This window comes from Acidilobus sp. 7A (assembly GCF_003431325.1).
Taxonomy (GTDB): domain Archaea; phylum Thermoproteota; class Thermoprotei_A; order Sulfolobales; family Acidilobaceae; genus Acidilobus.
Window position 1 is genome coordinate 1,438,144 of the sequence record NZ_CP010515.1, and the last position, 16,656, is coordinate 1,454,799.

The 16,656-nt window shown below is 54.9% G+C and carries 23 protein-coding genes and 1 tRNA gene; 19 read left to right on the top strand and 5 right to left on the bottom strand.

Annotation, left to right across the window (positions count from 1 at the left end):
• The first annotated feature begins 90 nt into the window (after positions 1-90).
• The 12 genes from SE86_RS07340 to SE86_RS07395 all read left to right on the top strand — a co-directional run bounded on the left by SE86_RS07340 (position 91) and on the right by SE86_RS07395 (position 7,174).
• Positions 91-297: a DUF5622 domain-containing protein gene (locus SE86_RS07340; RefSeq protein ID WP_117354904.1), complete on the top strand. Its 207-nt coding sequence runs from the start codon at positions 91-93 to the stop codon at positions 295-297.
• A 58-nt stretch (positions 298-355) separates the two neighbouring features.
• On the top strand, positions 356-904 hold the full coding sequence (locus SE86_RS07345) for a 50S ribosomal protein L6 (RefSeq protein WP_117354905.1): 549 nt from the start codon (positions 356-358) through the stop codon (positions 902-904).
• On the top strand, positions 904-1,308 hold the full coding sequence (locus SE86_RS07350; protein WP_211096570.1) for a 50S ribosomal protein L32e: 405 nt from the start codon (positions 904-906) through the stop codon (positions 1,306-1,308). The genes SE86_RS07345 and SE86_RS07350 overlap by 1 nt, the downstream gene beginning before the upstream one ends.
• A gap of 2 nt (positions 1,309-1,310) precedes the next feature.
• Entirely contained in the window at positions 1,311-1,775 is a 465-nt protein-coding gene (locus SE86_RS07355) for a 50S ribosomal protein L19e (RefSeq protein WP_117355206.1), read from the top strand.
• Positions 1,772-2,410 carry a 50S ribosomal protein L18 gene (locus tag SE86_RS07360; RefSeq protein ID WP_117354907.1) on the top strand — a complete coding sequence of 213 codons (639 nt, stop codon included), beginning with the start codon at positions 1,772-1,774 and terminating at the stop codon, positions 2,408-2,410. The genes SE86_RS07355 and SE86_RS07360 overlap by 4 nt, the downstream gene beginning before the upstream one ends.
• Positions 2,407-3,060, top strand: coding sequence for a 30S ribosomal protein S5 (locus SE86_RS07365; RefSeq protein ID WP_117354908.1), 654 nt, complete (start codon positions 2,407-2,409; stop codon positions 3,058-3,060). Before SE86_RS07360 ends, SE86_RS07365 begins: the two co-directional genes overlap by 4 nt.
• A gap of 5 nt (positions 3,061-3,065) precedes the next feature.
• Positions 3,066-3,539 carry a 50S ribosomal protein L30 gene (locus SE86_RS07370; RefSeq protein WP_174221350.1) on the top strand — a complete coding sequence of 158 codons (474 nt, stop codon included), beginning with the start codon at positions 3,066-3,068 and terminating at the stop codon, positions 3,537-3,539.
• A 50-nt stretch (positions 3,540-3,589) separates the two neighbouring features.
• Complete coding sequence (locus SE86_RS07375; RefSeq protein ID WP_117354909.1) at positions 3,590-4,051, top strand: uL15 family ribosomal protein; 462 nt, start codon at positions 3,590-3,592, stop codon at positions 4,049-4,051.
• A gap of 5 nt (positions 4,052-4,056) precedes the next feature.
• Positions 4,057-4,653: a PhoH family protein gene (locus SE86_RS07380; protein WP_117354910.1), complete on the top strand. Its 597-nt coding sequence runs from the start codon at positions 4,057-4,059 to the stop codon at positions 4,651-4,653.
• Complete coding sequence (locus SE86_RS07385) at positions 4,641-5,144, top strand: CDP-2,3-bis-(O-geranylgeranyl)-sn-glycerol synthase (RefSeq protein ID WP_117354911.1); 504 nt, start codon at positions 4,641-4,643, stop codon at positions 5,142-5,144. The genes SE86_RS07380 and SE86_RS07385 overlap by 13 nt, the downstream gene beginning before the upstream one ends.
• Before the next feature lie 110 nt (positions 5,145-5,254).
• Positions 5,255-6,397, top strand: coding sequence for a fructose-1,6-bisphosphate aldolase/phosphatase (fbp, locus tag SE86_RS07390; protein WP_117354912.1), 1,143 nt, complete (start codon positions 5,255-5,257; stop codon positions 6,395-6,397).
• A gap of 96 nt (positions 6,398-6,493) precedes the next feature.
• Complete coding sequence (locus SE86_RS07395; protein WP_117354913.1) at positions 6,494-7,174, top strand: triose-phosphate isomerase; 681 nt, start codon at positions 6,494-6,496, stop codon at positions 7,172-7,174.
• Here the strand turns inward: SE86_RS07395 and SE86_RS07400 are convergent.
• Together SE86_RS07400 and SE86_RS07405 are read right to left on the bottom strand one after the other, a co-directional pair.
• On the bottom strand, positions 7,155-7,508 hold the full coding sequence (locus SE86_RS07400; RefSeq protein WP_117354914.1) for an HTH domain-containing protein: 354 nt from the start codon (positions 7,506-7,508) through the stop codon (positions 7,155-7,157). The genes SE86_RS07395 and SE86_RS07400 overlap by 20 nt on opposite strands.
• Positions 7,509-7,589: 81 nt before the next feature.
• The gene (locus SE86_RS07405; RefSeq protein ID WP_117354915.1) at positions 7,590-8,621 is read right to left on the bottom strand and encodes an acyl-CoA dehydrogenase; all 1,032 of its coding nucleotides are present in this window, start codon (positions 8,619-8,621) and stop codon (positions 7,590-7,592) included.
• A 72-nt stretch (positions 8,622-8,693) separates the two neighbouring features.
• On the opposite strand from SE86_RS07405, the gene SE86_RS07410 reads away from it, so the two are divergent.
• On the top strand, positions 8,694-9,260 hold the full coding sequence (locus SE86_RS07410; protein ID WP_117354916.1) for a 50S ribosomal protein L16: 567 nt from the start codon (positions 8,694-8,696) through the stop codon (positions 9,258-9,260).
• Between the two features lie 64 nt (positions 9,261-9,324).
• Here SE86_RS07410 and SE86_RS07415 read toward each other — a convergent pair whose 3' ends face one another.
• Complete coding sequence (locus SE86_RS07415; RefSeq protein WP_117354917.1) at positions 9,325-9,651, bottom strand: hypothetical protein; 327 nt, start codon at positions 9,649-9,651, stop codon at positions 9,325-9,327.
• Between the two features lie 361 nt (positions 9,652-10,012).
• On the opposite strand from SE86_RS07415, the gene glyA reads away from it, so the two are divergent.
• From glyA to SE86_RS07435, 4 genes are all read left to right on the top strand, one after another.
• Complete coding sequence (gene glyA / locus SE86_RS07420) at positions 10,013-11,314, top strand: serine hydroxymethyltransferase (protein WP_117354918.1); 1,302 nt, start codon at positions 10,013-10,015, stop codon at positions 11,312-11,314.
• A gap of 204 nt (positions 11,315-11,518) precedes the next feature.
• Entirely contained in the window at positions 11,519-12,463 is a 945-nt protein-coding gene (locus tag SE86_RS07425) for an ABC transporter ATP-binding protein (protein ID WP_117355208.1), read from the top strand.
• Positions 12,464-12,469: 6 nt separating this feature from the next.
• A complete protein-coding gene (locus SE86_RS07430) occupies positions 12,470-13,441 on the top strand; it encodes an ABC transporter ATP-binding protein (protein ID WP_211096571.1) in 972 nt (323 codons plus the stop codon).
• A 60-nt stretch (positions 13,442-13,501) separates the two neighbouring features.
• Positions 13,502-13,675 carry a hypothetical protein gene (locus tag SE86_RS07435; protein ID WP_158543156.1) on the top strand — a complete coding sequence of 58 codons (174 nt, stop codon included), beginning with the start codon at positions 13,502-13,504 and terminating at the stop codon, positions 13,673-13,675.
• Between the two features lie 158 nt (positions 13,676-13,833).
• Here SE86_RS07435 and SE86_RS07440 read toward each other — a convergent pair.
• Together SE86_RS07440 and SE86_RS07445 are read right to left on the bottom strand one after the other, a co-directional pair.
• Positions 13,834-13,921: transfer RNA gene (locus SE86_RS07440), tRNA-Leu, on the bottom strand.
• 69 nt (positions 13,922-13,990) lie between these two features.
• Positions 13,991-14,710, bottom strand: a complete 720-nt coding sequence (locus SE86_RS07445; RefSeq protein ID WP_117354920.1) for a CdvA-like protein — start codon at positions 14,708-14,710, stop codon at positions 13,991-13,993.
• Positions 14,711-14,834: 124 nt separating this feature from the next.
• Here SE86_RS07445 and SE86_RS07450 point away from each other — a divergent pair, with 124 nt between their 5' ends.
• Together SE86_RS07450 and SE86_RS07455 are read left to right on the top strand one after the other, a co-directional pair.
• Positions 14,835-15,515 (top strand): Snf7 family protein, encoded by a 681-nt coding sequence (locus SE86_RS07450; RefSeq protein ID WP_023428455.1) that lies wholly within the window; start codon positions 14,835-14,837, stop codon positions 15,513-15,515.
• Positions 15,516-15,762: 247 nt separating this feature from the next.
• A complete protein-coding gene (locus SE86_RS07455) occupies positions 15,763-16,518 on the top strand; it encodes a helix-turn-helix domain-containing protein (RefSeq protein WP_158543157.1) in 756 nt (251 codons plus the stop codon).
• Positions 16,519-16,656: the final 138 nt, after the last annotated feature.

The following is a 16,656-nucleotide window of genomic DNA, read 5'->3' on the forward strand; positions in this document are numbered from 1 at the left end:
AAGCCGCCGCTCAGAGATCGGAACAAATGCGCGGCATTTAGCCGTGTAGCTTTTAAAGTCACATCTCAACCTTAGCCACGGTGCTATAGCATGGGTGACAAGAGGGACAAGGTGGTATTCGTCTACATGGGCAAGAGCAAGGGGTACCTGAAGGTGAGGTTATTTAAGAAGAGAAAAGAAGAGGACCCAGGCAGAGTTGTCATCCTTGGCAGGGTCTCCCAGCCGCTGCCAGGCTATCAGGTGCTGAAGCTAGACGACTTTGAGGCCGTTGTCAGGGAGAAGCTTGAGAATGCTTAGAACGCTTAAAAGCGAGACCCCATCAAGGGAAGGAGGAACTATAGGCAGGTGCTGAGGGTTGCCAAAGTCTATACACGTCGAGAGGGTAGTGGAGGTGCCACAGGGCGTCACAGTGAGGGTAGAGAGTCTAAAGGTGACTGTGAAGGGACCTAAGGGAGAGACGCAGAAGGACTTCTCCCATGCGAGAGGAGTAGGCATCAGGGTTGACGGCAACAAGGTCATAGTTGAGGCCTGGAGCGCCGACACTAAGGCTAGGGCCCTCGTCGGTACTATAGCTGCGCACATAAAGAACATGATAATCGGGGTCACGAAGGGGTTCAGATATAAGCTTAAGATAATATCTTCGCACTTCCCGATAACTGTTAAGGTCGAGAAGAGCCGTGTAGTCATAAACAACTTCCTCGGTGAGAAGGCACCACGCTATGCAACTATTATGCCCGGCGTTACAGTCAAAGTTCAGGGCCAGGACGTGATAGTGGAGGGCAGCGACGTAGAGGCTGTTGGGCAGACGGCTGCTAACATAGAGAGGGCTACGCGCATCACGGAGTTTGACCGCAGAAAGTTCATGGATGGTATCTTCATATACTCAAGGGAGGTGGCTAGCTGATGTCAAGTGAGGCCAAGCGCCCAGAGGCCTTAGAGGGGAGGAGAAGACTGCAGGCCCTCGCGAAAAGGAAGCTAAGGCTTCGCTTTATCAGGTACCTCTCGTGGCGCCTCAAGAGGATTGATGACTCATGGCGCAAGCCTAAAGGTATAGACAACAAGCTAAGGCAACAGAAGAAGGGCTTTGGAAGGCTGGTCAAGGTGGGCTATGGCACTAACTCAGAGATCAAGGGCCGCCACCCCTCAGGGCTTATACCTGTGGTGATATCATCAGTGAAGGACTTGGAGGGGCTGAGCCCTGCAGCGCACATAGTTTATATTTCAGCGAAGGTCGGGCTGAGGAAGAGGCTGGAGCTGCTTGAGGAACTTAAGAAGAGGGGCTTCAGGGTAGCGAACGGCGGTGAGTGAACATGGACTATAGGTTGCAGAGGAGGCTCGCGGCGGAGATACTGGGCGTCGGCGAGAGCAGGGTCTTTATAAGCCCAGACCCTGAGGACAGGGAGGAAATAGAGGGGGCCGTGACAAAGGACGACGTCAGAGCACTCATAAAGAGGGGTCTGATCAGCGCAATACCAGAGAAGGGCAACTCTCACAGGTGGCTTGAGAGGAAGGAGAAGAGAACCAAGGGCCACAGGAGGGGCCAGGGCAAGAGGAAGGGGACTGCCTTCTCGCGTAGGAAGCCCGAGGAGCTTTGGGTTAACAAGGTCCGCAAGATGAGGTCATACATAAGGTGGCTTAGGGATCACGGCTTAATAAGCAGGAAGGACTACAGGCAGCTCTACATCCTTATTAAGGGCAACAGGTTCGCAAGCCTCTCAGACCTGAGGAGGTACATTGAGAGCTCAGGCATGGTTAAGGGAGGTGCAACAAGTTGAAGGGAGGGCCAAAGTATAAGGTCCCGCTGAGGAGGAGAAGGGAGGGCAAGACTGACTACTATGAGAGGATAGCCCTGCTCAGCTCGAGGAAGCCCAGGATGGTAGTTAGGGTCTCAAACAAGTACGTGTGGGTGCAGTTCATACAGTTTGACCTTAAGGGTGATAAGGTGGTAGCAGCTGCGCACTCAAAGGAGCTTTCAAAGCTCTACGGCTGGAAGGGAGGTGGCAAGAGCACCTGCGCTGTCTATCTTACGAGCTTCCTGGCCGCGGCCAGGGCCCTCAGCAAGGGGGTCACAGAGGCAGTCCTCGACATAGGCCTGAGGAGACCGACCAAGGGCGCTAGAGTGTTCGCAGCCCTAAGGGGTGCCCTTGACGCTGGCGTTCACGTGCCCCACAGCGACGAGGTGCTTCCAAGTGATGAGAGGATAAAGTGTGAGCACGTGGCCTCATATGCTGCCGAGCTAAACAAGAACGATCCAGAGAGGTACAAGAGGCTGTTCTCAGCCCAGATAGCCAGGCTACCACCTGAGGAGATCCCGAAGAACTTTGATGAGGTCTTAGAAAATATAAAGAAGGAGTACGCAGCTGTGCTCGAGGCGGCTAGCAAGAAGGCTGAGCAGGTGGTGGAGAAATGAGCGAGCAGACCAGCGCGGCTGGACCCACGACGCCACAGGCTGAGGAGTGGGTCCCTAAGACTAAAGTTGGACAGTTCGTAAAGGAGGGCAAGATAGCATCAATAGATGAGATATTCAGGAGGAACCTGCCGATACTTGAGCCGGAGATAGTTGACGTCCTGTTGCCGAACCTCCAGATGGAAGTTCTTGACATATCTCACGTCCAGAAGATGACGGACGCCGGCAGAGTTACAAGGTTCAGGGCAGTTGTTGTAGTAGGTAACAGGGACGGCTACGTCGGCCTTGGAAAGGGCAAGGCCAGGCAGCTCAGGGAGGCCCTTGACAAGGCAGTGAGGAACGCCAAGCTCAACATAACGCCCGTGAGGAGGGGCTGCGGCAGCTGGGAGTGCACCTGTGGGGAGCCCCACAGCGTGCCCTTCACAGTGGAGGGCAAGAGCGGAAGCGTGAGGATCGTGCTGAAGCCAGCGCCCAAGGGGACAGGCCTCGTGGCTGGCAACGTGGCTAAGGTTGTGCTCTCGCTGGCAGGGATAAGGGACGTGTGGTCACAGAGCTACGGTGAGACTAGAACAACCTACAACTTCGCGAGGGCCGTCTACATGGCCCTGCGTAACACCTACAAGGTAATCACATACCAGGACTGGACGAGGTGATACAAATGGCGTACCTTATTATAAGGATAAGGGGCGAGCCAGACCAGAGGCCGGACGTCAGGGCCACCCTGGAAGAGCTAAGGCTGAGGAGGATCTTCACGGCAGTTGTTTACCCTGAGGACATGCGCGGCATAGATGGCATGTTGAGGAAGGCACAGAACACCATAACTTGGGGCGAGGCCAGCGTCGACGTCCTAGCCGAGCTGATAGGCAGAAGGGGGAGGCTTGTCGGGGAGAGGCCGATAACTGACGAGTGGGTCAAGGAGAAGCTGAAGCTGGGTAGCTTGAGGGAGCTCGCTGAGAAAGTAGCTAATAATGAGATAGAGTACTATAAGCTTACTGGCTTCGGTGTCAAGCCGTTCTTCAGGCTCCACCCGCCCAGCGGCGGCTTCAAGAGGTCCGTCAAGAGGCTTTACCCGCAGGGCGAGCTGGGCTACCGCGGCAAGGAGATAAACGAGCTGGTCCTCAGGATGTTCTAAGGCTCTTAAGTTTTTAATTCCTCCTGCCAGCGTCTGAGGGGCTGAGGCCTATGACCTGGACGATACCTAGGTCAAGGAAGAAGGTCAGGAAGCTGAGGGGCAGGACCCGCTCCATGGGCTGGGGCCGCATAGGGCAGCACAGGAAGACTGGGAAGAAGGGCGGGAGGGGCGCCGCGGGCATAGGGAAGCACAAGAAGAGCTGGATGCTGAAGTACGCCCCCGACTGGTTTGGCAGTAGGGGCTTCAAGAACCCCAACAGCAGGGAGGAGCCGAAGTCTATAGACCTGGAGGAGCTCGACAGCCTCGCGTCACTCATGGTGTCCAAGGGCGAGGCCAAGGTAGAGGAAGGCCTAGTCGTTGTGGACCTCAAGGCGCTTGGCTACGACAGACTCCTGGGCAGCGGCAAGATAACCAATAAGGTTAAGGTTTTGGTGCCCCACGCCTCTGAGAAAGCAGTTGAGAAGGTCAAGGAGGCAGGGGGAGTGGTGGTAACAGAGGAGGGCGGAGACTGAGGCCCGTGGCCTCATGCGAGCCGGTCTCACCACTTCCTCAGTTCATCTCTAAGCTTATTGACGAGCAGAAGTTTATGGTAGTTTACGGCCCCTTCGGGACAGGCAAGACCCGCCTAGCGTTTGAGGTAGCCAAGTACATTATGTCACAAGGCCGCAGCGTAAGGGTTATGGCGACAGAGCCAGGCACGCTCTCATACGCTAGAAACGTCGTTACGTGTGTCCCGTACGTTATTATTCTTGCTGCCGATCAGCTAGTAAACGAGGTGGTCAGGGCCGCTTCGGAGGGCGCCAGTATAATAATAGACTCGATAAACTGGCCCTTCAGGTCCCTCACAGGCGGTTATCCTCTGAGGGCGCTTTCCTTTATATCAGCCGTCCTGAGGCAAGTCGGGGGCTTTGCCGTCGGCCAGGTCTCCGAGGTGCAAGAAGGGGAGTATGAGATGTCCCTTGGGAAGTGGGTTCTGCCCTGGGCTGATGCAATAGCATATACTACAAGGGTAATGTGTAAGAGGGGACCATGCGTCACGCTAACTTTTATCAAGCCCTACCTTAACTCTCTGATATTTGAGCTCGAGAAGGAGGGTATTAGATGGGTGGCCTAGCAGAGTCGCTCCTGGTGCTGTTCATTTACATAGCGCCAGCCATGGTGGCTAACGGCACCCCTGTTATACTACATGGGCCTCCACCAATCGACTTTGGGAAGAGGATGCCTGACGGAAGGAGAGTCTTCGGCGACGGCAAGACCTGGGGAGGCCTTCTCGCGGGGATCACAGCTGGTACCTTTGTGGGCATAGTTGAATGGCCATTCCTGGGCGCAGTGCACATAGCGTTCGCGTCCCTGGCCTCCGTAGGCGCGCTCTGCGGCGATCTCTTTGGATCCTTCCTTAAGAGAAGGGTAGGCCTTGAGAGAGGAGCGGAGGCGCCCGTACTTGACCAGCTGGGCTTTTACATCTTTGCCCTCATATTTCTCTATATAGCTGGTATCAGCTTCTCAATATACGCTGAGCTGATATGGGCTATAATAATCTACGCGCTACATCGCCTCACCAACTGGGCGGCCTACATGCTGGGCCTCAAATCAGTGCCTTGGTAATGAGAAGCTTCTAACCTTAAGCTAAGGCGCCTAAGCTACTTGGCTGCGCTTCATGTTTCAGAAACGGAAAGATAAATAAAGCCCAGTCCCCCTGCTCTCTGGGAAGTCCTATGTCAGGGGGCGCGAGGACCACCCTTAGCGTTATAAAGGCAGACATAGGTAGCATAGCTGGTCACCACAAGGCCCACCCGGACACGCTTCTGGCGGCCTCGAGGGTCCTTGCTGAGGGTAAGAAGAAGGGCATTATAACAGACTTCTATGTGACTGCCGTGGGCGATGACATACAGCTAATAATGACTCACTCCAAGGGCCCTAACAGCCCGCAGATCCATGAGCTTGCCTGGGACGCCTTTAAGGAGGCAACAAAGGTGGCCAAGGAGCTTGGCCTCTACGCGGCCGGCCAGGACCTCCTGAGCGATACTTTCAGCGGCAACGTGAGAGGACTTGGGCCTGGCGTCGCTGAGATGGAGTTTGCGGAGAGGCCATCAGAGCCCGTGGCCATATTCATGGCTGACAAGACGGAGCCCAGCGCGTTTAACCTGCCGCTCTATAAGATCTTTGCAGACCCATTTAACACCGTGGGTCTCGTCATAGACCCCAGGATGCATGACGGCTTTGTCTTCACGGTGCTCGACCTGTATGAGGGCAAGGCCGTAGACCTAGCTGTGCCGGGGGAGCTTTATGACCTCCTGGCCCTCATAGGGACCACCTCCAGGTACGTCATAAAGTACATCCACAGGAGGGATGGGGAGCCAGCAGCTGTAGTGAGCTCGGAGAGACTTAACCTGATAGCGGGTAAGTACATAGGTAAGGACGACCCAGTAATGGCAGTTAGACTTCAGTCGGGCTTCCCAGCCCTAGGCGAGGCGCTTGAGGCCTTCTCATTCCCTCACCTAGTGGCAGGCTGGATGCGCGGGAGCCACTTTGGGCCCTTGATGCCCGTAGGCCTTAAGGACGCCAAGATGACCAGGTTCGATGGCCCACCGAGGGTTCTTGGACTTGGTTTTAACATAAAGGAGGGGAGGCTTATCGGGCCCGTTGACCTGTTTGACGACATAGCCTTTGACGAGGCCAGGAGGGAGGCCTCGTTAGTAGCCGAGTACATGAGAAGACATGGGCCTTTCATGCCTCACAGGCTCGGCCCTGACGAGATGGAGTACACCACGTTGCCCGACGTGCTTAAGAGGCTTGAGGGCAGGTTCAGGCCCTTCGACCTTGGCTATAAGCCGGTAATAAAGCATGAGGAGCTTTAAGCTGCAGGACTTTCCAGGCCCTAAGGCCTAACCTTTCTACTTCGATCGCATCAAGCCTCTTTTAGCGGGCGGCCCTCTGAGGGCATGTGAGGGCGTATGGCTAGGCTAGTCTTTGCCATAAACTTCAAGGCCTACGACACGGCCTTTAATGAGAGGGCCGTTGAGATAGCCAGAGAAGCCTCAAGGGCCTCGTCAAGGCACAACAACGTCAGGATAATACTTATAGTGCCGGGTGTCACAATTTCAAAGGTTTTACCTGTCTACGAGGATATATACGTAGAGCACGCAGACCCCCTCGACTTTGGGGCCTACACAGGCTACCTGCCAGTTAGCGCTGTTAAGTTCAGCGGAGCCAAGGGAGTCCTGGTAAACCACAGCGAGCACAAGATTGTCTACAGGGACGTCGCTAAGGTAATAGAGGCTGCGTCGAAGGACGGCCTAGAGACCATGGCCTGCGCCGACACCCCTGGAGAGGCCTCAGGGCTGGCGTTCCTGAGGCCGACGTTCATTGCCATAGAGCCGCCAGAGCTTATAGGCACAGGAGTGTCTGTTTCAAAGGCTAAGCCTGAGGTCATAACTGACGGTGTTAAAGCTGTCAGGGCAGTGGCTGACATACCGGTCCTCGCGGGTGCCGGCATAACGTATAGGGAGGACGTGACGCGCGCCGTAGAGCTTGGGGCCAGCGGGGTGCTGCTGGCCAGCGCCGTGATGAAGGCAAAGGAGCCGGGTAAGGTAATAGAGGACTTTGCTGATGCCCTCAGCTCTGTTGCGCGGTAGGTTGCGGGCTCTCTAGCTCCTTAATCTTAGGCTCTATGTACTTTTCAACTTCGTCAAAGTACTTTCTGCACTCATCAAGCATGTTCATAAGCTTCGCCGTGTTGAGCCTCACCAGCTTCCTTGGCCTGCCCCTTCCCTCTATCTTTAGCTTGCTTGTGCTCACGATCCCCAGCCCAGTGAGGTCGTTGATCACCCTCAGGACCAGCGGGTAGCTCACGTTAAGCTCCTTCGTGAGATCCCTTACGCTTATCTCCTTGCGCTCCAGCAGCGCCTCTATTATCTGTGCCGAGACCTCAGGGTCAGGGACTGAGGCGCACTGTATTAGGGCCTTCAAATACTTAAAGGTCTTACCTTCCACCTCAGGTCCCGCTTAGCACCTATCAAACGAAACTTATTAATTTTTCTCTTTTAAATATTAAGACGTAGAGGCCCCCCTGTACTTCTTTACGGCCATGTCACCCACGAAGTCTAGCAGGGCTTCCCTGGCCCCTGCGCCAATGTCGAGCATCCTAGCGTCCCTGGCCAGCCACTCAAGCCTGGAGCCCTTGTTGAAGCCGGACCCTCCCATGATCTGGACGGCGACCCACGTGGCTCTCTGGGCCACCTCAGCGCCGAGAAGCTTCGCCATGGCAGCGTCGTAAGGATCGGGCAGGCCGCCCTCAGCCTTAGCTATAGCCTCGCTTATGAGGGCGTCAAGAGCCCTTGACTTTATCTCGAGGTCTGCCAGGGTCCACCTTATCCCTTGGAATTCTCCGAGCTCCTTTCCAAAGATGACCTTCCTAAGGGCCTTGGGGGCTGCCTCCTCAAGAGCCCCTTCCTTTATTCCGAGGCCTATCATGCCGTACCCGAGCCTCTCATAGTTGACGGTCTCCAGGGCCTCCCGTACACCCTTGCCCGGCGTTCCAACTCTAACGCCGCGCGACCCCTTGAATACAACCTTTGAGACCCCAGCGCCCCTGAAGGTGTAGAGATCCTGAACCTCAACTTCAACGCTCGGGTCCCTCTCCACAAGGTAAAGTGTTGGCCCGCTGGGCCCATTTGCAAGGACTAGGAACCTATCAGCATATGCGGCGTTGCTGGCGAAGACCTTCTCGCCGGTTATCAGCGCCTCATTTCCCCTCTCCTCGGCGACCGTCTTTAAGTTGGCCTTTATGTCAGTGCCCCCTCCGGGCTCAGTGATGCAAATGGAGTAGACGTGACCCTCCTGCTTAAGCCTAAAGGCCGCGGCTGAGGAAGACATTATTATGTGGGCCACGGCTGGGCTCCACTTGGAGGCCTCCTTGACGATGCTGTAGACGGCCCGGGGCCCCAGGGAAAGCGCGTTGAAGGCCCCCCTAGAGGCTAACTCCTTGATGAGCTCCTCGTCAGCTATGTTCCTTTCGTCTATCTCTCTAGCCTTCCGCGGGAGGGCTCCGTTTAGGAAGCCTATGATGTCCTCAGAGTTCATGTGAACCCCCGGACTAGCTCTCTGAGCTAAATATTTAAGGGCCTTACGTGCGGCTATCCAGGGGAGAAGCCTATGCCCATGAGACCTGGCCGCTGCTACTCGCATGTGACAAGCCAGCCTTACACTAGGAAGGAGTACATCCACGGGGCCCCGCAGCCTAAGATTTCCAAGTTCACGGCTGGGACCCCAGCCATACGGAGCAACTATGAGGTGAGGGTTCAGCTTATATCACTTGAGAGGGGCCAGATGCGCTCAAACGCGCTAGAGGCAGCTAGACTGATGGCCTCAAAGTACCTCTCGGTGACGGCTGGTGATCCTAACTACTTCATGGTGGTTAAGACCTACCCGCATCAGGTGATAAGGGAGAACAAGATGATGGCGTTCGCCGGAGCGGACAGGCTCCAGGATGGCATGAGACTCTCCTTTGGGACTCCTATAGGTACCGCCGCTGTAGTGGAGCCCGGCAGCGTTATAATAGAGGTTTACGGTAAGGCCTCAGACCTTGACAAGATAAAGGAGGCCCTCAGGAGGGCTTCCGCAAAGATACCGCTCAGGACGCGCATTGTAATTAAGGAGACTAGGAGTAGCGGCTCCGAGGGAGCGCCAGCCGACAAGGGCGGGAACGCTCAGACAAGCTAGTCCCAACAGGGCCCGCGATAATGGTGTTTAGAAGTCCTTTTGTACATAATAGCTCCTCAACGCTTTATGCGGCTATCGTGGGCTGCTGGATGTAAACCGTTGAAGGCTCCCTGAGGCTCTCAATGCCGTTAGTGGCGGCGTTCTCAAGCGCCGCCTCTACGATCTCGTTGACCAAACTCTCATAAGGCTTTAACTGGTCAACCTTTATCTCCCTCGCCCCAATTACTATCGATGGTCCATCGCGGCTGCTGCCAAGGTTGGCTAAGTCGCTATTTATCTCAACTAAGATCATAAGCGAATACTCCCTCCTCAATATCTCGGCAGCGCTGAAAGCAGCCCTCTCAGCTATGACATCATCCCATGGGGTTTCGTTGACCACCAGGCTAAGCATTTTAAACACACCCGGGGCACCGGAAGCCCTTTACTCCAACCGGAATACTGGCTATGGGGTTATATTTATTGCATTAGGCTCTGTAATCCGCCTCCACACATGGTGACTTATTGAAGTATTTGTAGTAGTCCTCTATTTAACTATAGGAGCTCGGTTAAGTGCGTATACTTATGCTGTCTGTAAGGTGAGTGTACAATAAGTTAGGGAGTGATCTTACGCTCAACTAGTAACCTTTTCTGAACGCGCGGCTTATGGCGGAAGGCGTTTCTCCGGGGGACCTTAGGCGCAACATAGCATCTTTAACGTCTTAGCGCGTCAGGAATAATAACTCGCTCAAGAACAGCTACAGGGAGTGACAGACTTGATAGATAGGGAGTCCTTTATTAAGATCTTTGAGTTGACGAACACCCAGAACCAGTGGAGGCTAAAGGAGACTATAAATCTGATAGCCAGCGAGAACGTCATGAGCCCAGCAGCGATGACTGTCTACATAAACGACTTCATGCACAGGTACGCTGAGGGAAAGCCGTTCAAGAGACACTACCAGGGAACTAAATACATAGACGAGCTGGAGGTGCTGGCCGACAAGCTCATGGGGGACCTGATGGAGACAGAGATGGTAGACCTTAGACCTGTGAGCGGCACCATAGCTAACGCGGCAGTCTTCAGGGTGCTCGCCCAACCCGGCGAGCAGGCAGTTATAGCTCCAGTGCAGGCAGGGGCCCACGTGAGCCACACAAAGTTCGGCACCCTGGGCGCGCTTGGAATTAACCAGGTAGAGCTTCCCTATGACGAGGAGAAAATGAACGTTGACATAGATAGGGCTGTCAAGGTTATAGAACAGGTCAAGCCGAAGTTCGCTGTGCTAGGCGGGAGCGTCTACCTGTTCCCACACCCTGTCAAGGAAATAGCGGATGCTGTGCACTCAGTCAATGGGAAGCTCATATATGACGCGGCCCACGTGCTCGGCCTCATAGTAGGAAAGGCCTGGGAAAACCCACTGAAGCATGGGGCTGACGCGGTCACCGCCTCAACACACAAGACGTTCCCAGGGCCACAGGGCGGCGTGATAGCCTTCTCCGATGAGGCCCTCTACAAGGAGGTGGGTAAGACTATATTCCCCTGGTTTGTGAGCAGCCATCACCTTCACAGGATACCAGCCACGGCAGTTGTTGCCCTTGAGATGAAGGAGTTTGGACATGACTACGCTGAGCAGATAATAAGGAACGCGAAGAGGCTCGCAGAGGCCCTGGCTGAAAGGGGCTTCGCCGTGCTGGGCGAGCACATGGGCTACACTATGAGCCACCAGGTCCTCGTAGACGTCTCGAAGCAGGGCGGTGGCGCCAAGGTGGCCAAGGAGCTCGAGGACGCCAACATAATACTTAACAAGAACCTTCTGCCGCACGACCCACCGGATGCCGTGAAGAACCCGAGCGGGCTTAGGATAGGCGTCCAGGAGATGACCAGGTTTGGCATGAAGGAGCGGGAGATGGAGCAGATAGCGGACTTCATAGAGAGGGTAGTTATAAAGGGCGAGGACCCCCTGAAGGTGAGGGAGGAGGTTAAGGCTTTCAGGTCGCAGTTCACCAAGATACGCTATGCCTACACGCTGGAGGACCTTAAGGGCATATCCTACACAGATGTCGTAAGGCTTTTAGAGTAAGCTTCCACACTAAATACTCTTATTTAAAGGTATACAATTTTGTATTAGAATATTTCGATATGGGATTAGGAGATATTCTCTGCTCACCTTAAACACGCTAACTTAAAACATTCGGACACGGAGTTTATAGTATGAGAGACGATTCCAGCTATAGTAATTTAAATGCAGCTTTTGACAGAGTCAGAGGCCCCGAAGGGAGATAAAATGCCGTTGCTTAAAGTGGAGAACCTCAAAATATACTTTCACATGCCTAGAGGCAACGTTAAAGCTGTGGACGGCGTTGACGTTGAGATAGACGAGGGCGAGATCGTAGGTGTTGCTGGCGAGAGCGGCAGCGGCAAGAGCACGTTGGCCCTCGGTATAATGAGACTCATAGTGCCCCCAGGTTTTATAGAGGGGGGCAACATATACTTTGAGGGCAAGGAGATTCTTCACATCCCTGAGAAGGTCTTCAACTCCGAGTACAGGTGGAAGAGGATAGCCATGGTGTTCCAGGGCTCAATGAATGGCTTCACGCCAGTCTTCAAGATAAGGGACCAGATCAAGGAGGTTCTTGAAGTTCACAACTACAGTGGCGACCCCGACCAGCGCGTCAACGAGCTTATGAAGATGGTTAACCTAGACCCCTCAATAGCTGACAGGTACCCTCACGAGCTGAGCGGCGGGCAGAAGCAGAGGGCATTCATAGCCATGGCACTCGCGCTCAATCCGAAGCTTCTGCTGGCCGACGAGCCTACAACGGCCTTAGACGTCATAACACAAACTCATATAATAAACCTTCTGAAGCAGCTTAAGAAGGAGCTGGGCTTATCTATACTCTTCATAACTCATGACCTGGCCCTCATGTCAATGCTGGCCGATAGGATATACGTAATGTACGCAGGCGAGATAGTTGAGGAGGCAACCATCGAGAACATAGTGAAGAACGCCAAGCACCCGTACACGCAGCTCCTAATGGAGGCCGTGGCTGACATAAGAAAGGACTACATTAAGGGCATACCGGGCTCGATGCCAGATCTGGCCAACTTGCCGCCGGGTTGCAGGTTCCACCCGAGGTGCCCCTTCGTCATGGACATATGCAAGAAGGAGGAGCCGAAGCTCAGGGTTGTTGGGAGCAACAAGGTGGCGTGTTGGCTTTACCAGGGGTGATGGGGTGTGGCGGGGGAAGTCCTTATCGAGACGCGGGACCTGAAGGTTTACTTCCAGAAAGGCGGCCTCATGACAAAGAAGAGCTACGTCAAGGCAGTTGACGGTGTGAGCATACAGATACGCAGGGGCGAGATACTGGGTCTCGTGGGTGAGAGCGGCAGCGGCAAGACAACGCTTGGACGCACCACGATAGGGCTCCAGCAGCCTACCTCTGGACAGGTCATATACTATGACAGCAGCAGCAGGTCACACGAGATAACTCCAAAGAGGATCACGAAGGAGCTCAGGAGGAAGCTTCAGATGGTCTACCAGGACCCGTTCTCGTCAATAGATCCATATATGAGGGTCTACGACGCGCTCAGGCAACCCCTGTACTACGCCGGGGTGAAGGATCCAGCTGAGGCCAGGGAGATAATATATAAGGCCTTTGACGAGGTCGGGCTCCCGCACGACCTGCTTAGCAACTTCGTCTTCCAGCTCAGCGGCGGCCAGAGGCAGAGGGTGGCCATAGCCAGGGCTCTCATGCTTAACCCTGAGTACCTGGTCGCAGACGAGCCCGTCACAATGCTCGACGCGTCCCTTAAGGGACTGATAGTTGAGGACCTGAGGAGAATAAACGGCGAGAGGGGCATATCTATACTCTTCATAACCCACGAGCTGCCGGTAGCGAAGGTCATAGCGCACAGGATAGCGATAATGTACCTTGGTAAGATAGTGGAGCTCGGGCCCACGAAGAAGGTTGTTGAGAACCCGCTTCACCCATATACACAGGCCCTCCTTCAGGCCTACCCTAAGCTCGACCCGAGCCTCAGGGATCAGATTATTAAGGTTAACGTGAAGGAGCTGGAGCTCGTGGTGCCTAAGAGCGGTTGCAGGTTCCACCCGAGGTGCCCCTTCGTCATGGACAGGTGCAAGAATGAGGAACCTCAGCTTAAGATGGTGGAGCCTGATCACTATGTGGCCTGTTTCCTCTATTGAGGGGTGGCTCTCCTGAAAGTTTACTTTAGGTTCTTGATCGTCGGCTTTATAATGATGGGCTTGACATACGTCATAACAGCGCTGGGAATGAAGTATATGAGCCTGCCAATAGAGGTTCTGGCCTTTGCAGTGGGTCTGGCGGGTGCGATGATACTCTTCAGGGGACTCACAGAGTTCATCAGAGACGTCATCAGCGGCGAGTACAAGAAGAAGAGCAGGAACGAGGACGAGTGAGGTTATAGGTGTTCAGGTTTCACAGGGCTCGGTAAATGCTATCGGGCCCTCCGCCTTGGCCTCGTGGCCCTCAGGGCCCCTTTCATCAGGGTCCGCATCACGGGGCTCCGCCCCTTAGATCCCTTGCTGCGTGAGGGCTCGCTACTGTGTTAAGCAGCTGGTGCGGGGGGTGGGCTTCGAACCCACGCAGGCCTACGCCAACGGGTCTTAGGCCCGTCCCCTTTGGCCAGGCTCGGGCACCCCCGCGCCAGGAACTCTTAACTTGTTAGAGAGGAATTAAGGCATTCGCTGAGCTGGTAAAGAGAACTAAGGCGTTCAGGCCTCTATCTTCACGACCATGGTTTGTTGCTGCCCGCTGGGCGCGCTCTGCGGGGCTGGGGTAGTCGACGCCGTCTGCTGGACGGGCGCCTTCTGGACCTCGCCCTCGCTGGCCAGCTGCACCACCTTGTCGAGCTTGTCTACGAGGTCCTTGGCCGCTTTCTTCTCCTCGCTTAGGCTCTCCTGCAGCTTCCTCAGGTGATTCATGCTCTGCGTGTAGGCCCTCTCGCCGACCTCGCCGCTGAAGTAGGAGATGCCTATGGTAGCAACGGCCCTGGCGAGCTTAAGGCTCTCGTCGTCTATCTCGCCTATCCTGGCCTCGACCCTCTTCCTCACCTCGTCGGCCTTGAGCTTGAGAGCCTTTATGTCATCCTCCAGCTTCCTCTTCATGGGCTCAACGACAAGTGCTGGCAGATCATTTCTGCTGTTTATAGACTCAAGGGCCTTCCTCCTCTTGTAGGCTCTGTCAAGCTCCTCTATGATCTGAAGTACCTCAAACTTCCACTCGGACGTCACGTAGACCTTGTCGTCACTGACCTTTACTCTCTCCCCCTCTATCACCTGGAGCGGCAGGTCCTCGGGCTTTACTATTATTGAGGTGATCCTGCCGTCTATGTCGCTCTCGACGGCTATCAGCGTTCCAAGGCTCCTGTTAAAGTCATCAAAGACCTGAGAACCTATGAACTTTGAGACCTCGTCGACCTTAGGCGAGGGCATTCGCAGCACCAAGGAGGTCTAGCAACCCTGTATATAAAACGTGGAAGCCCGCTTAATGCCGTCTGTCCCCCTTTAAGTCCATGTGGTCAATTGGGCTGTTGGACAAGAAGGTCGGTGATAGATCGTGAGCGGCATAGAGAGCTGGTCCAAGAGGTGGAACGAGGAACCCAAGAGGGAGACGATAGCCGAGAAGGTCAAGAACTTCGTGTCCCCGCCCCCGCCTCTTAAGAGGCAGATCATGCTTGCCAGCTACAGGGTAGCCGCGCAGATGAACAAGCTTGACTACACACTCAGCAAGCTGCAGGCCTACGACAGGCAGCTATTCGAGAAAGTAGTAAACAGCCTGACTGAGGGCGACAGGAGCAGGGCCGCCATGTATGCCAACGAGGTCGCCGAGGTCAGGAGGATGACAAAGGTAATAATGACCGTCAGGTATGCGCTGGAGAAGGTGAAGCTTAGGCTCGACACGACCCTGATAATGGGCGACGTCAACGCTGACCTCGCGCCAGCCATAGTGGCCCTGAAGCAGGTTGCAGGGTACCTCAGGGGCACCATGCCAGATGTGTTCACTGACCTCATGGATATAGACGAGGAGCTGCAGACCGCCGTGACTCAGTACACCAGCGGCGCCGTGCCGATGTTCGACAACGAGTTCGTGACCGACGAGGCGCAGAAGATACTGAAGGAGGCCAGCATAGTGGCGGAGCAGAGGATGAAGCAGGAGTTCCCGGAGCTGCCCTCAGTGGAGGGCGCTCCAACGTCAACAACGCAGCAGGGGAGCGCCACAGCCGGAGCCTCAAAGTGAAGGCTGGCGTCCCCTTATCTTACATTTATTAATTTTATTTGATAACAATAAGCTCTGTTGTGGCTTTTTGACCGAGCGAAAAGGGCGAAAGGGGCCGCTAAGGCAAGGTTACTTTGATGTTACAGCCGAAAGCCTCACCCTTCAGGGCGGGGAGGAGGTCAGTTTGACTAGGTCTCTCGCCTAAAGGCTGACGCCTCCTAAATATAGCCTTCCCCGTTTACTTTACTGTTAGTTGAGAGGGGTCAACTTGGCCGGCGAGGACGCGGTGACAGAGGCGCTGAGGAAGGCGCTTGACCTAACGCTCTATGAGGCCAAGCTTTACATAGCGCTGCTCCAGGGGGCCAAGGATCCTAAGGAGGCCAGTGTCATGAGCGGCGTGCCCCTTCCAAGGATATACGACATCGTAAGGGTGCTCGAGTCCAAGGGCATGGTGTACAGGGAGCCCAACGGCTGGTACAAGGCGGTGAGCCCTCAGTCCCTTGCTGCCATGAGCATAGTTAAAGTTGAGGAGGACATGAGAAGGAAGGTAAAGGAGATTGAGAACGCCGTTAAGATGCTGGAGAAGTATGAGAAGCCGTCGCAGCGCTCAGCGACCATTGTGAAGGGATTCCTTAACATGATAAGTGCGGCCGTTGATTACTTCAAGGGCTCTACCACGGTTTATGTAACGGTAGCTTATGTACTTACAAGCACGGAGCAGCTTAGCAAGCTCCTCAGCTCTCTCTTAACCTACGTGACTGAGGTCAGAGTCCTCGCAGGGCTCACATCACTGCAGGTGCCGCAGATACCGGGCGTTAAGGTTTGGGACGGCGTCAACGGCATATACTTGGACTCCCTCGTCTCTAAGTCAGCGATTATGGTGATCTTAAGGGATCCCACAGCTGATGAACCCGTGAGCCTCTTGGTTAACGATCAGCTGCAGGCGGGCTTCTCTTTTAAGTCGCTCAGCGCTATTTGGCAGGCCAAGGAGCAGGCTAATGGGTCGACCATCGAGGACCTCTAGGCCCTTGTCGGCAAAGTTAACTTAACGTCACAATCCGTGGCCTTAGGTCTCGCGCTGGCCTTGACCCTCCTGAGCCCTCAGCCTGCGTCGGCCTCCCTGAACAGGAGACGAAGGCCTGGTTGACCGGCAGAAACTTCA

Coding starts and splice junctions, on each gene's coding strand:
- SE86_RS07340 (WP_117354904.1), top strand. CDS start 91: ATGGGTGACAAGAGGGACAAGGTGGTATTCGTCTACATGGGCAAGAGC.
- SE86_RS07350 (WP_211096570.1), top strand. CDS start 904: ATGTCAAGTGAGGCCAAGCGCCCAGAGGCCTTAGAGGGGAGGAGAAGA.
- SE86_RS07355 (WP_117355206.1), top strand. CDS start 1,311: ATGGACTATAGGTTGCAGAGGAGGCTCGCGGCGGAGATACTGGGCGTC.
- SE86_RS07365 (WP_117354908.1), top strand. CDS start 2,407: ATGAGCGAGCAGACCAGCGCGGCTGGACCCACGACGCCACAGGCTGAG.
- SE86_RS07370 (WP_174221350.1), top strand. CDS start 3,066: ATGGCGTACCTTATTATAAGGATAAGGGGCGAGCCAGACCAGAGGCCG.
- SE86_RS07375 (WP_117354909.1), top strand. CDS start 3,590: ATGACCTGGACGATACCTAGGTCAAGGAAGAAGGTCAGGAAGCTGAGG.
- SE86_RS07385 (WP_117354911.1), top strand. CDS start 4,641: ATGGGTGGCCTAGCAGAGTCGCTCCTGGTGCTGTTCATTTACATAGCG.
- fbp (WP_117354912.1), top strand. CDS start 5,255: ATGTCAGGGGGCGCGAGGACCACCCTTAGCGTTATAAAGGCAGACATA.
- SE86_RS07395 (WP_117354913.1), top strand. CDS start 6,494: ATGGCTAGGCTAGTCTTTGCCATAAACTTCAAGGCCTACGACACGGCC.
- SE86_RS07405 (WP_117354915.1), bottom strand. CDS start 8,621: ATGAACTCTGAGGACATCATAGGCTTCCTAAACGGAGCCCTCCCGCGG.
- SE86_RS07410 (WP_117354916.1), top strand. CDS start 8,694: ATGCCCATGAGACCTGGCCGCTGCTACTCGCATGTGACAAGCCAGCCT.
- SE86_RS07415 (WP_117354917.1), bottom strand. CDS start 9,651: ATGCTTAGCCTGGTGGTCAACGAAACCCCATGGGATGATGTCATAGCT.
- SE86_RS07425 (WP_117355208.1), top strand. CDS start 11,519: ATGCCGTTGCTTAAAGTGGAGAACCTCAAAATATACTTTCACATGCCT.
- SE86_RS07445 (WP_117354920.1), bottom strand. CDS start 14,710: ATGCCCTCGCCTAAGGTCGACGAGGTCTCAAAGTTCATAGGTTCTCAG.